This is a genomic window from Acinetobacter sp. PFS20 (assembly GCF_052261015.1).
Lineage (GTDB): Bacteria > Pseudomonadota > Gammaproteobacteria > Pseudomonadales > Moraxellaceae > Acinetobacter.
On record NZ_JBPVZE010000001.1, the window covers coordinates 194,251 to 208,067 of the forward strand.

Consider the following 13,817-nt stretch of genomic DNA (forward strand, 5'->3'; position numbering starts at 1 on the left):
CGCTCACCGTCCTAGCACTTGCAGCCAATATTTGCGATCGGCAACTGATCTTGTAATAACAATTCCAAAGTCTGTTTTTTAACACCGTACATTTCTTTTAATGCTTGGATCTGAGCCATAATCTTGGCATCAGGTTCAGAAACATTTTTGCGTTTCGTCGCCAAAATCATTTTATTTTTGCTGGTATGTTCAAGCGATACAAACTCAAAAACTTTAGTTTCATAGCCATATGCTTTTAAAAGTAATGCACGTAACGTATCGGTCAGCATTTCAGCTTGTTGTCCAGCATGAATACCAAACTGTAGCATTGGTTGTAAAACTTCTGGGCTATGTAATTGTGGACGTAACTCTTTGTGACAACACGGCGCGCACATAATCATTGAAGCGTTTAAACGAATTCCAGTATGAATGGCAAAGTCTGTTGCAATATCACACGCGTGTAAGGCAATCATGACATCGAGTTTTTCTGGCTGATAACTACGGACGTCACCTTCAAAAAAGTCTAAGTGGTTAAAATGCACTTTGTCTGCAACATTCTGGCAAAACTCAACCAGATTCGGGCGCAATTCAACTCCAGTGATCAATGGTGTTTTTTGCTGCTCTTGCAAATAATCATATAACGCAAAAGTTAAATAACCTTTGCCAGAACCAAAATCTACAATTCGTAGTTCTTGCTGAGAGGCATCAATTTGCTCATAAGCACTCGCAAAAATTTCAATAAATTTATTAATTTGTTTCCATTTACGCGCCATGCTTGGAATGATTTGGCCTTTTTCATCAGTAATACCAAGCTCTTTTAAAAATGCATTGCCCTGCTGTACATAGCGCTGCTTTTCACGATCATGAGTCTGAACCGTTTGCGTCGCATTTACTGTCTGCTTTTTCCCTATATTTAAGAGGGCTTTTTTCTTATTTTTTTTAAGTTGAACTTCTTGAGTAGACGAAAATAAGTTTGCTTGTTTACACTGAATGATCAATTGCTCAATTTGCTGCAAGCCTTGTTCAAATGAATAATTTTTAGTCACATCTTGGGTAGTATGGTGATATAAAGCTGAAAGCTGTTTTTGACCATGTAGTTCTACAACGCGGAAAGTAATTTTTTCCAGCTGAGCCAACTCTCCTTTATATTGGCTTAAGATCAATCGCTCAAAAGCTTGTTGGTCAAGCATTTGCTTGATTTCATGAAAGAATTGCTGTTCTTGCTCAAACGAGAAAACCGACACGGATATACCTAAAAATGAAGAATCATATAAAATAGAAGTTTAAAGGGTCTAGGATTAAAAATAAAATAACTTTACGACTGTTTTGTATTTCTATACATTCGTATTTTTAATCAAAAAAATTAAACTTATGAGTAAATCTGTGTTGGAAACTTACGATCCAAAAGAAGAACTATTTAATGCCTACAGCCATGGGGCTGGTATTATTATGGCAGTTATAGCTTCTATCTTTTTAATTATAAAGGGATCTTATCTTTCAACTGCTCAGTGGGTAGGTTTGTGGGTATACTCATTTAGTCTCATTTTGGTTTTCACTAGTTCTACACTCTATCACTTTGCTCAAACACAAAATCTACGCTACTGGTATAAGAAGCTTGACCATACAGCTATTTATTATTTAATTGCTGGAACGTATACACCCTTCTTAAGCATCGCAATTCCTACTACAAAAGCTCACTATTTGTTGGTTGCACTTTGGAGCATCGCTGCAATTGGTACACTTTTCAAGTTAGTTTTTATACATCGTTTTCAAAAAATTTCTTTGCTAGCGTATATTTTAATGGGATGGCTTGCTGTGTTTGTAATGGATGACATGCGCACGTATTTAAGTAAAGATGCATTGATTTTCTTGATCATTGGCGGCTTAGCTTATACGGTTGGAGCATTGTTTTACGCGTTAAAAAAGGTAAGATATACCCATGCGATCTGGCACATTTTTGTGCTTTTAGGTGCAGGAGCACATTTTCTTGCGATCTATTGGTACATAGTTTAGTTCATTTTTCACTCTTATTCAGTGATCCTGAAAGAGTCATGGATGATGTTCTTTCACGCTATTCTTTTAGAAAAAATACGTCTTTAAAAGGAATAGTAAATTAAAAATAAATTTTAGCTGATATAAGGTCTTATATGGAGTCAACTTCTGCGACTGCTGCTCCAGCAGTAGCCACTAATTCAAAAACACGGGTTTTGTTTGCAAGCTTAGTCGGTACAACCATTGAGTTCTTCGACTTCTATATCTATGCAACTGCTGCCGTTATTATTTTTCCTCACTTGTTTTTCCCTGCTAGTAGTGGCAGTGCCGCAGTCTTACAATCTTTAGCAACCTTCGCAATTGCCTTCATTGCCCGCCCCATCGGTGCAGCAATATTTGGTCATTTAGGAGACCGTATTGGTCGGAAAGCCACATTGGTTGCAGCTTTACTAACCATGGGTATTTCAACCGTATGTATTGGTTTACTTCCTACCTATGCACATATCGGAATCTTCGCACCCTTACTATTGGCTGTATGCCGTTTAGGACAAGGCTTGGGTTTAGGTGGTGAATGGAGCGGTGCAGTATTACTCGCGACTGAAAATGCCCCAGAAGGTAAAAGAGCATGGTATGGCATGTTCCCACAGCTTGGTGCTCCAATTGGTTTTATTTTGGCAACCGGTTCATTTTTATTATTGAGTGCAACTATTCCTGAGCAAGCATTTATGCAATGGGGTTGGCGTATTCCATTTATTGCAAGTGCTGTATTAGTGATTGTGGGTTTATATATCCGTTTAAAACTTCATGAAACTCCAGCATTCCAAAAAGTTTTAGATAAGCAAAAAGAAGTTAATATTCCATTTAAAGAAGTTATCACTAAACATACGGGTAAGCTTATTCTTGGTACGATTGCAGCAATCTGTACGTTTGTCGTGTTCTATCTTACCACCGTATTTGCCTTAAACTGGGGAACTACAAAGCTTGGTTATGCACGTGGTGAGTTCTTAGAGCTGCAACTCTTTGCTACCCTTTGCTTTGCTGCATTCATTCCTTTATCAGCTATTTTTGCAGAAAAATTTGGTCGTAAAACAACCTCCATTGGTGTCTGTATTGCTGCTGCGATTTTCGGCTTGTTCTTCTCTAGCATGTTAGAGTCTGGAAATACCTTAATCGTCTTCCTTTTCTTATGTACTGGCTTGGCGATTATGGGATTGACCTATGGTCCGATTGGTACAGTTCTTTCTGAACTTTTCCCAACTTCAGTTCGTTACACAGGTTCAGCATTAACGTTTAACTTAGCAGGCATTTTTGGTGCATCATTTGCGCCACTTATTGCAACTAAGCTTGCTGAAACTTATGGTTTATATGCAGTTGGTTATTATCTTACTGCGGCATCACTTTTATCACTCATCGCATTCTTACTCATTCGTGAAACGAAAAATGATGATGTGAATAATCAGATTTAAAATTAGAAATTCTTATATAAAAAAGCCGGTTCAAAATGGAACCGGCTTTTTTATAAATATATGATCTTAATTTATTGATGCTGGATTCGAAGGCGCAATGCTATTTGATACAGCAGGAGCTGTTACATTACTCGCCGCAACAGCAGCTGGTCCAGCAACAGCAGCTTCACCAATGAGTGCAACTTTTGCTTTTTCTTGGCTCTTCACAGATAAAGCAGGGTTAGTTGCTACAATACGATTAATGTTTGCTGAGTTTGCCGGAGCAATCGCCGTCGTTTGTAAAATAATTGGGCGATTACCTGTGTTACCCAACGTATAGCGAATGCCTGTACGCGGGCTAATCACTGTAGTATTTTCTTGCTTCACTACAGCTTGAGCCGAAGTTGGGCCTTTTGCTGCAAGTACTTTATCAACCGTTGTCGTTTGAGGGGCTGAAGCTGCTTCTGCTGCGAAAACAAAACTAGGCACAGCAAGAACAGTTAAAAATAAAGGTTGTAATACTTTTTTCATTGTCTTTCCAACATACACTCTGGATGAGAAGTAAATAGCATTTAATGCTTAAAACTGCAAACATTATTCACAGGCTTACTACAAACATAAAAAAAGCAGAACAATAGTTCTGCTTTTTTTCGTTAAGGCAGATTAGATCTTACCGTGACATTGCTTATATTTTAGTCCAGACCCACATGGGCACGGTGCATTGCGGCTTTCTGGAACAGGGAAAGCTTGCTGATCAGCAGACTCTGTAGTTTCTTGAGAAAGAGTAACTTCTCCAGTTAAACCATCTACATCGTCATGTTCAAAAGAGAGCTTCATCGATTCAGCTTGCTGCTGCTGTTGAGCTTCCATTTCTGCAAGTTCTTCTGGTGTTGGGATATGTACACGAGACAAATCAGTCACAACATCAGTTTTAATAATGCTCAACATATTTACAAACAGGTTGAAAGCTTCTTTCTTGTATTCCTGTTCAGGGTTTTTTTGCGCATAGCCACGTAAATGGATACCTTGACGCAAATAATCCATTGCAGCTAAGTGATCTTTCCAATGGCGGTCAAGAGAGTTTAAAACGAAGTGACGTTCAAGCATTGCTGCTGATTCATCACCCATTTGAGCGCGGCGCTGACGATAACGCTCGATCACTTCATCACTGATTCGCTCAACTAAACCTTCTTCATCCAGACGGCGATCTTGATCTAACCATTCTTGAATTGGTAGCTCAATACCTAAATCAATACGTAAAGCGTTTTCTAAACCTTCAACATCCCACTGGTCATGAATTGACTCTGGTGGAATAAAGTTCGCAATCACGCCTTTCATCACTTCGTGATGCATTTCTTCAACGTATTCTTTTAAGGTGTTTTCAGCTAACACTTCATCACGTTGTGAATAAATGATCTTACGTTGTTCATTATTCACATCGTCATATTTCAATAAGTTTTTACGAATATCAAAGTTACGCGCTTCAACTTTACGCTGAGCGTTCTCAATTGAACGACTCACCATTTTATGCTCAATCGCTTCATTTTCTTGTAGACCCATCGCGCGCATCATTCCGACTACACGGTCACCTGCGAAAATACGCATAAGGTCATCTTCAAGAGACAAATAGAAACGAGAAACACCAGGGTCACCCTGACGACCCGCACGACCACGTAACTGGTTATCAATACGACGTGATTCATGACGTTCAGAACCAATGATGTGCAAACCACCTGATTGCAATACATCTTCGTGGTCTTGTTCCCATTGTGCTTTCAGACGTGCTTCATCTTCAGCAGTAGGGTTTTCAAATTTGGCAAGTTTCGCTTTCCAGTTACCACCCAAGATAATGTCAGTACCACGACCAGCCATGTTAGTTGCAATCGTTACCGCATTCGGACTACCCGCTTGAGCAATAATGTCAGCTTCACGCTCATGTTGTTTTGCATTCAGCACTTCGTGATGAATACCCGCTTGCATTAACTTAGAAGATAAAATTTCACTGGCTTCAATGGTCGCTGTACCAATAAGAATCGGTGCAACACCCTGCTCACGAATATTGGTAATTTCTTGAATAATCGCATCATATTTACCGTTACGATTTAAATAAATTAAATCGTTTTGGTCATTACGAACCATTGGACGGTGAGTTGGAATAATCACAACATCAAGGCCATAAATTTCTTTCATTTCCGCAGCTTCAGTATCAGCAGTACCTGTCATACCTGAAAGCTTTTTATATAGACGGAAATAGTTCTGGAATGTTGTGGTCGCTAAAGTCTGGTTTTCAGGCTGAATTTCCAAACCTTCTTTCGCTTCAACTGCTTGATGCAAACCTTCTGACCAACGACGACCCGGCATTGTACGACCAGTATGTTCGTCAACAATCACGACTTCACCATCATGAATAATATAGTGAACATCACGTTGGAATAAGAAATGTGCACGAATAGCAGCAGACACATGATGAACAAGGCTCAGATTCGTTGCTGAATATAGGCTTTCACCTTCAGCCAACAATCCCATTTGAATAAGTTCTTGCTCAACAGTTTCATAACCAACTTCGGTCATTTCAACTGAACGCTGCTTTTCATCAATCCAGAAATGCCCACCATCTGCAACTTTTTCTTCTTTTTGCGGATGTAATTTAGGGGGAATCGAATTAATTGCAGCATACAGATGCGAAGAGTCTTCACTTTGACCAGAAATAATTAATGGTGTACGTGCTTCATCAATCAAGATTGAGTCAACTTCATCGATAATGGCATAGTGCAGACCCCGTTGTTTCTTTTCTGCTAAAGAAAACACCATGTTGTCACGTAAGTAGTCAAAACCGAATTCGTTATTGGTACCATAGGTAATATCAGCAAGATAAGCTTCCGCTTTTTCAGACGGACCTTGCATTGAATAGATCGTACCAATAGATAAACCTAAAAACTCAAATAATGGGCGGTTCAACTCAGCATCACGCTGTGCCAAATAATCGTTCACTGTAATAACATGAACGCCTTCGCCACTTAATGCGTTTAAATAACACGCCAAAGTACCCATAAGGGTTTTACCTTCACCGGTACGCATTTCGGCAATTTTGCCTTCATGTAAGGTAATACCACCAATAAGCTGAACGTCATAGTGACGCATGCCCATAACACGCTTGGCCGCTTCACGACAAACTGCAAATGCTTCTGGAAGTAATTTATCTAAACTTTCGCCATTATTATAACGTTGTTTGAATTCTGGAGTTTTTGCAGATAAGTCTGCATCGCTTAAAGCTGATATCGTCGGCTCGAGCGCATTGATTTGCTCAACAATTTTGCGCATTCGCTTGAGTTCGCGCTCATTTTTTGTACCGAAGATACCTCCGATCAGACTTGCCAACATGGATAAACTCTCTAAATCTTGCTTGGTCAAATGAATAAACTTTTTCTCAGTCGTTTATTATGGTGCCAGAAATTTGAAGTACAAGGGGTTTGCACAAAACCCCTAAAAAAAATCTGATAGTTAGATGAATGGTATTTCACTCATCTAGTCCCCCTTCATGTATTTGGCACTTAAAATGCACCATTAACGCTCATCTATTAAGCATAACTTCTGAGAAATCTAATTTAACAAATTTACCTTAAAGTTACATTGATTAAGCACTTAAAATAATGAGTTTTAGTCATATATATTTACACTTATACAAAAATTTCATAATAAAATACAAAAACAATAATTTTAATCATAAAGTAAATGCTGCATATTCATTCAATCGAATAACAAATTATGAGCAATTGAGGAAATATCATGACACTACGATTAGGAGACACTGCCCCCGATTTTCAACAAGAATCGAGCGAAGGCACAATTAATTTTTATGATTTTTTAGGGGATAGTTGGGGAATCTTATTTTCACATCCAGCCGACTATACGCCAGTATGTACAACAGAGTTAGGTTACACAGCAAAATTAAAAGATGAATTTACAAAGCGTAATGTTAAAGCCATTGCTTTGTCAGTAGACGATGTAGAATCTCATAAGGGCTGGATCAACGATATTAATGAAACACAAAACACAACGGTAAATTTTCCAATCATTGCGGATAAAAATCGTAAAGTCTCTGAGCTTTATGATTTCATCCATCCTAATGCCAGTGAAACACTCACAGTGCGTTCTTTAGTGATTATTGATCCAAACAAAAAAGTTCGCTTAATTATTACCTACCCTGCTTCAACAGGTCGAAATTTTAATGAAGTTTTACGTGTGGTTGACTCATTACAATTAACAGATAAACATAAAGTCGCTACGCCTGCGAATTGGCAGCAAGGTGAAGATGTCGTTATTGTCCCATCACTTAAAGATGAAGAGGAAATTAAGCAACGCTTCCCTAAAGGCTATAAGACTGTTAAACCTTATTTACGCCTCACACCACAGCCTGAGCAAGATTAAAGCCTTTTAAAAGGCTTTAATCGAAGCGCAAGACAAGCGAAGCGCGCGTAGGCAGGCATCTGAAAGACTCCCTACAAGACAAACGAAGTGCGTAGGCAAACATCTGAAAAGTTCTCTACAAGACAAGCGAAGCGCATAGGCACACATCTTAAAAATTCCCTACAAGACAAACGAAGTGCGTAGGCAAGAATCAGAAGGTTTCAAAACAAGCCAACCGCGTAGTAAATCTTAAGCAAAATAAGTAAATATTCCACTCTTAAAAAGTCATCCAACGCGATGGCTTTTTATTTATGTATTGAATACACATGGTTTTTACTGCTCAGATCAGTTATAACTCGAAGCGTTTCGGTATAAAAAATAAAAATCATGATCTATAAAATTCATCATTTAAAGTGTGGCAGCATGTGCCCAGTTTGTGCCCCACTCTTTGGACAAAAGGGCTTTCGAGCTGAAGTCGTCTGTCATTGCCTTCTGGTTGAAACTGATAGAGGCTTAGTACTTATTGATACAGGCTTTGGCTTGCAAGATTACTTACATATGAAACAACGTCTAGGCTCATTAGTTAAACGTTTAGGCAAAATTGAGCCTAACCTTGAGTTTAGTGCCATTCAGCAAATCCAAAAGCTGGGGTTTAATCCGAAGGATGTGCAACACATCTTTGTCACTCATCTTGATTTTGATCATGCAGGTGGAATTTCAGATTTTCCACATGCCACTGTGCATGTTTTAGCAGCAGAATATAACGCAGCCCAACTTCCAAATTTTAAGGGCAAACTTCGTTATAGAACCAATCAATATAAAGATCATCGCTACTGGAACTTTGTTGAATACCAGCAAGGTGAAGCATGGTTCAACCTCGAAAAAGTAAAAGGCTTTCCTCTGTTCCAAGATGAAATTTTAATGGTGCCTCTATTGGGGCATTCAGCTGGCCATTGTGGTATTGCCATAAAGCAACAAAATCAATGGCTATTATTTTGTGGAGATGCTTACTACTCACATCTAGAGTTAAACCCTAAAAATAAATTAAGATCACTCAATGTGCTGGAAAAAACATTTGCAGAAGATAATGAGCAACGCCTTGTTAATCTAAAACGCTTACAGCATTTAGCTCAACATGAGCCAACGATTGAAATAATTTGTGCTCATGATCCTTATGAGCTTAATCGGTATCAAACATGAAAAAATTATCGCTCATCACCCTTCTCATCTGTATAAATTTACAAGGATGTATGCAGCATGAAAGTATCGCCCATGAGCATCGACCACAAGATTGGGGAACCTTAGTTTCTCAGACTCATAACTTTTATCAAATTAGTAAGAATGTTTATCGTAGTGAACAACCTGATACTGCAATGATTTCTGAATTAAAGAATCATCAAATTGGAACGATTATTAATTTACGGGCCAAAGATGCAGATAGTTTAGTTTTTAAAAATGAAAATTTTAACCTTGTGCATATTCCTATCAACACATGGGCAATTAACCGACAAGATCTATTAGAGATTATGCAGCAAATCAAAATTGCCAAGCAGAATGATCAGCGCGTTTTATTGCACTGCTACCATGGTTCAGACCGTACAGGCGCCAGCGTTGCAATGTATCGCATCATTTTTGAAAATTGGGCAATTGATGATGCGGTTAAGGAAATGAAACAAGGTGGTTACGGTTATCATATTATTTGGAAGAACATTGACCGTTTATTCACCCCTGAAAATGTAAAATGGATTCAACAAGAATTATCGAATCCATCTTAACTACATCTTGAGTAAACCTTAGATCAGATTAACGCTGATCTAATGGCACCCAATCAATGACCCAAGCCGATTTCATATTTAAACTTGAATCAGAAGTAATTTTCTTACGGGCCGCATCTGCTGTATCACGGTCTTTCGCAGGTCCGACCATAATACGGATTCCCTTGCTAGTTTGACTCGTAGTTACCTTGTAGCCTTTAGCTCGTAATTTAGAAACAACTGCATCTGCATTTGCTTGGTTAGCAGCCAATGCAACTTGCACCATCCACTTTTTATCACCATTTTCCAGCAATTCACGCGCTTTTTCAGCCTCAGCTTTTTTATCAGCTTCTGCTTTACGTTTAGCTTCTGATGTTTTCTTATCAGCTTCTACTTGACGCTTTGCTTCAGCTGCTTTCTTATCGGCTTCTGCTTGGCGTTTTGCTTCAGCTGCTTTCTTATCAGCTTCTGCCTGACGTTTTGCTTCAGCTGCTTTCTTATCAGCTTCTGCCTGACGTTTTGCATCAGTTGCTTTCTTATCAGCTTCTGCCTGACGTTTTGCTTCAGCTGCTTTCTTATCAGCTTCTGCTTGGCGTTTTGCTTCAGCTGCTTTTTTGTCTGCATCTATTTTTGAAGTATCAGTTGTTTTATTTGCCACATTAGTTTGCTGGTTTTTAGCTTTCGCCTCACCCACTAACTCTGGTGGAATATTATCTGAACTTTCTTGAGCAGCTGTACGACGCGCATTAATCGCAGCGTACTCTGCTGCGGCTTTACGAGCAGCATCAGCTTCAGCTTGCTGTTGCATTGCTAAAAACTCAGCTGCACGTGCTTCTTGCTCAGCAACCGCTTTTTCACGCGAACGGCGCTGTTCTTCTAACAAACGTTTTTCTGTTTCAACATCAACCGCCAAAGGCTGTAGTTGTACCATTTGTTCTTCGGTTGCTTGCTTTGGCTTAGTTTGAGTTTTTGGTGATGTGGATGCCGGTGGTTGAACTTCAACCTGTTTTATTTCCTCATTTCCTTTTAGAAGTAATGCTGCCAATAAAACACCACCTCCCAGTAAAACAACACCACCCATCCAGCGTTGTTTGTTATTCATTGACATTCTTCCAAATACTCCCAAATCGCTTCTAAAGTATGAAACGAACCACAGGCCAAAATCAGCTGATTGTTATTTGTTTGCTCAAGCGCTGATTTAAAAGCCTCTTTGATATTGCCATATTGTTGTACTGTCTGGCCTTGCAAGGCATCATTGAGTTGCTGAATCGGTGCAGCACGCGGCACATTCAACTCAGCAATTTTCCAATGTAAAACAGTAGGTTTCAATAAATCGACTACTGATTTTATATCTTTATCTGCCAGCATTGAAAATACTGCGACAACTTCTGTGTACTGTTTATTGTATTCTAAGAAATTTCGCAATTGCTTTAACAAAAATTCAACACCATGTGGATTGTGTCCGGCATCAAAAATTACCGTTTTCCCCTGCACTTGACGCTGCTCAAAACGTCCTGCTAAACGTGCAGATTGAATACCTTTTTCTAGTGCTGACTGAGAAATTTCAAGTCCGCTATTTAAAATAGCTGCAACCGCTCCCGCAATATTTTCAATAGCTAAATGACCTAAGGGAAGCTTTAAAGTAGTTCCTTCTGAGGCAAAGTACCAGTATTGCCCATCATCGGCGAGTTTATAAAAATAATCATGATTAACGGTATATAAGTCTGCTTGGGTACTTTCTGCTTTATCTTGGATTGCTCGAGGTAGAATTTGTTCACCGGCAAAGACAACTGGAATTTGTGGACGAATAATGCCTGCTTTTTCAAAAGCAATTTTTTCGATGGTATCGCCCAACCAGTCAGTATGATCTAGGCCAATATTAGTAATAACTGCAACGTCGGGATCAATTACATTGACAACATCTAAGCGTCCACCCAAACCAACTTCGAGCACCCATACATCACATTGCTGTTGTTTAAAAATGACAAAAGCAGCCAAAGTGGTTGCTTCAAAAAAAGATAAGCTTAAATCACAATCGCGACGAGCCTGATCGACTTGAACAAAAGCATCAATCAGACTTTGATCATCGACTTCAACTCCACCTAATTTGACTCGCTCATTAAAGCGATAGATATGCGGTGACTGATATAATCCAACTTTATAACCCTGTGCGTTTAATATCGCAGCCAGTGTGGTCGTAGTTGAGCCTTTACCATTCGTTCCGGCCACTGTAAAAACTTTAGCAGTAGGCTGAGTTACACCCAGCTTTTCTGCAACAGGAATTACACGTTCCAGACCAAGATCTATCCCTGTAACGTGAACATGGCTCCAATAATTGAGCCATGTATCTAAAGAGTCTATTGAAAGTGGAGCTTGTTGGTTCAAGGTAAGTTCATCAATTTCGATACAAGTCGAGATACAGTATCACGTAAAGCATGACGATGAACAATCTGATCGATTACACCATGATCAAGCAAATATTCAGCACGTTGGAACGGCTCTTCTAGAGTTTCACGTACAGTCTGCTCAATTACACGTTTACCAGCAAAGCCAATCATCGCTTTAGGTTCAGCAATATGAATATCACCCAACATTGCTAAAGAAGCTGTTACACCACCATATACAGGATGTGTTAACACCACGATATAAGGTAAACCTGCATCTTTTAACTTTTGAATCGCCGCTGAAGTACGTGCCATTTGCATAAGAGACAGCATACCTTCTTGCATACGTGCACCACCAGAAGCTGCGAAACAGATCAATGGTTGACGTTTTTCAATAGCAAGTTCAGCAGCCTGAACAAAACGGTCGCCTACAACTGTACCCATAGAGCCGCCCATAAAGTCGAACTCAAAAGCACATGCAATCATATCTACGCCATTTAAATTACCTTGCATGGCAATTAAGGCTTCCGTTTCACCAGTTTTGGTTTGCGCTTCACGCATACGATCTGGATATGGCTTGGTATCGACAAACTTTAACGGATCTTTCGCGCTAAATTCTTGCCCTAATTCTGCTACTACATTGTCGAAGAACCAGTTCAAACGATCACGAGCTTTCATACGTAAGTGTTCATCACACTGCGGACAAACATACGCATTGAAAGAGATTGCTGTACGTGTCACTAGAGCATGACATTCAGGGCATTCAATCGTTGGCTCAGTAAATGTTGCTTTGAGAATTTGTTGCTCATTTGCGACTTCAATACCTGGAACCGGACGTTTTGTCCATGGTGTCGAAGGGCTAAGAACTTTCCCTGATTTCACTTCTTGATTCATACTAACTCATCGAGCGCTGCTCGAAGCTCCTTGACTTTACTCACCGTCTGTTCAACAGCGTCATCCGCTGCCAACGTTGCAAAATTTTTAACGAAAGCACTACCTACAATCACCGCATCAGCAACGCTACCCATTGCTTTTGCTGAAGCAGCATCACTAATACCAAAACCAACACCTACTGGAATATCAGTGGCATTTTTGATTTTTTGAATACGGGCAGCAGCTTCTGCCGTATCAAGTGTTGCGGCTCCTGTTACACCCTTAAGTGAAACATAGTAGATAAATCCACTTGCCTGATTTGCCACATGTTGAATGCGTTGGTCTGTAGAAGTTGGTGCGAGCAAGAAGATTTGATCCATGTCATGTTGCTTCAACACAGCACCAAACTCTTTTGACTCTTCTGGCGGTAAATCCACCAGTAATAAGCCATCTACACCACATTGTTTCGCATGAGAAACAAACTTCTCGTAACCAATCACTTCAACCGGATTTAGATAACCCATTAAAACAACAGGTGTTTCCTGATCCTGCTCACGGAACTCTTTTACCATGTTGAGTGCATCCAACGTATTGGTCCCTGCTGCAAGCGCACGTTCAGCTGCAAGCGCAATTACCGGACCATCGGCCATTGGATCTGAAAATGGTAAACCAAGCTCAATGACATCTACTCCTGCCGCAACCATTTTATGCAGTAACGGAACTGTTACTTGCGGTTGTGGATCACCCGCCATGACATAAGATACAAGCGCTTTACGTTGTTGGGACTTAAGCTTTTCAAAACGGGTGGCAAGACGTGACATAGGGTTGTGCTTTCCTTGAATTATTTAAAATTGAGGAGTTGTTTGTAGAAATACAAGAACATCGCATTTTAACGCTATTTTTTGTCCATTGAACAGATCTAACGTTATGGCGATATTCGATTGTATGATTCATACAACCCATGGCGTACATTTATCAATATT

At 39.6% G+C, this 13,817-nt stretch carries 12 protein-coding genes; 5 read left to right on the plus strand and 7 right to left on the minus strand.

Annotated features, from left to right (window positions below):
- Positions 1-11: 11 nt before the first annotated feature.
- Positions 12-1,223: a class I SAM-dependent methyltransferase gene (locus ACS125_RS00875; RefSeq protein ID WP_443270063.1), complete on the minus strand. Its 1,212-nt coding sequence runs from the start codon at positions 1,221-1,223 to the stop codon at positions 12-14.
- Between the two features lie 127 nt (positions 1,224-1,350).
- Between ACS125_RS00875 and trhA the strand changes: the two genes are divergently transcribed.
- Positions 1,351-1,992 (plus strand): PAQR family membrane homeostasis protein TrhA, encoded by a 642-nt coding sequence (trhA, locus tag ACS125_RS00880; protein ID WP_151964317.1) that lies wholly within the window; start codon positions 1,351-1,353, stop codon positions 1,990-1,992.
- A 134-nt stretch (positions 1,993-2,126) separates the two neighbouring features.
- Positions 2,127-3,437: an MFS transporter gene (locus ACS125_RS00885; protein WP_004789185.1), complete on the plus strand. Its 1,311-nt coding sequence runs from the start codon at positions 2,127-2,129 to the stop codon at positions 3,435-3,437.
- 66 nt (positions 3,438-3,503) lie between these two features.
- Here ACS125_RS00885 and ACS125_RS00890 read toward each other — a convergent pair whose 3' ends face one another.
- Together ACS125_RS00890 and secA are read right to left on the minus strand one after the other, a co-directional pair.
- Positions 3,504-3,947 carry a hypothetical protein gene (locus ACS125_RS00890; protein WP_004789183.1) on the minus strand — a complete coding sequence of 148 codons (444 nt, stop codon included), beginning with the start codon at positions 3,945-3,947 and terminating at the stop codon, positions 3,504-3,506.
- Between the two features lie 132 nt (positions 3,948-4,079).
- Positions 4,080-6,797: a preprotein translocase subunit SecA gene (gene secA, locus ACS125_RS00895; RefSeq protein WP_443270066.1), complete on the minus strand. Its 2,718-nt coding sequence runs from the start codon at positions 6,795-6,797 to the stop codon at positions 4,080-4,082.
- Positions 6,798-7,202: 405 nt separating this feature from the next.
- On the opposite strand from secA, the gene ACS125_RS00900 reads away from it, so the two are divergent.
- From ACS125_RS00900 to ACS125_RS00910, 3 genes are all read left to right on the plus strand, one after another.
- Entirely contained in the window at positions 7,203-7,844 is a 642-nt protein-coding gene (locus ACS125_RS00900; RefSeq protein WP_443270068.1) for a peroxiredoxin, read from the plus strand.
- 366 nt (positions 7,845-8,210) lie between these two features.
- Complete coding sequence (locus ACS125_RS00905) at positions 8,211-9,023, plus strand: MBL fold metallo-hydrolase (protein WP_212749647.1); 813 nt, start codon at positions 8,211-8,213, stop codon at positions 9,021-9,023.
- The gene (locus tag ACS125_RS00910; RefSeq protein WP_238612545.1) at positions 9,020-9,598 is read left to right on the plus strand and encodes a dual specificity protein phosphatase family protein; all 579 of its coding nucleotides are present in this window, start codon (positions 9,020-9,022) and stop codon (positions 9,596-9,598) included. The genes ACS125_RS00905 and ACS125_RS00910 overlap by 4 nt, the downstream gene beginning before the upstream one ends.
- A 28-nt stretch (positions 9,599-9,626) precedes the next feature.
- On the opposite strand, the gene ACS125_RS00915 is transcribed toward ACS125_RS00910, so the two are convergent.
- From ACS125_RS00915 to trpA, 4 genes are read right to left on the minus strand one after another with little or no spacing between them, the layout of a single operon-like run.
- The gene (locus ACS125_RS00915; RefSeq protein WP_443270071.1) at positions 9,627-10,685 is read right to left on the minus strand and encodes an SPOR domain-containing protein; all 1,059 of its coding nucleotides are present in this window, start codon (positions 10,683-10,685) and stop codon (positions 9,627-9,629) included.
- The gene (gene folC, locus ACS125_RS00920) at positions 10,676-11,962 is read right to left on the minus strand and encodes a bifunctional tetrahydrofolate synthase/dihydrofolate synthase (RefSeq protein ID WP_174727499.1); all 1,287 of its coding nucleotides are present in this window, start codon (positions 11,960-11,962) and stop codon (positions 10,676-10,678) included. Before folC ends, ACS125_RS00915 begins: the two co-directional genes overlap by 10 nt.
- Entirely contained in the window at positions 11,959-12,855 is an 897-nt protein-coding gene (gene accD / locus ACS125_RS00925; RefSeq protein WP_005309656.1) for an acetyl-CoA carboxylase, carboxyltransferase subunit beta, read from the minus strand. The genes folC and accD overlap by 4 nt, the downstream gene beginning before the upstream one ends.
- Positions 12,852-13,655 carry a tryptophan synthase subunit alpha gene (gene trpA, locus ACS125_RS00930; RefSeq protein ID WP_443270074.1) on the minus strand — a complete coding sequence of 268 codons (804 nt, stop codon included), beginning with the start codon at positions 13,653-13,655 and terminating at the stop codon, positions 12,852-12,854. Before trpA ends, accD begins: the two co-directional genes overlap by 4 nt.
- Positions 13,656-13,817 lie beyond the last annotated feature (162 nt).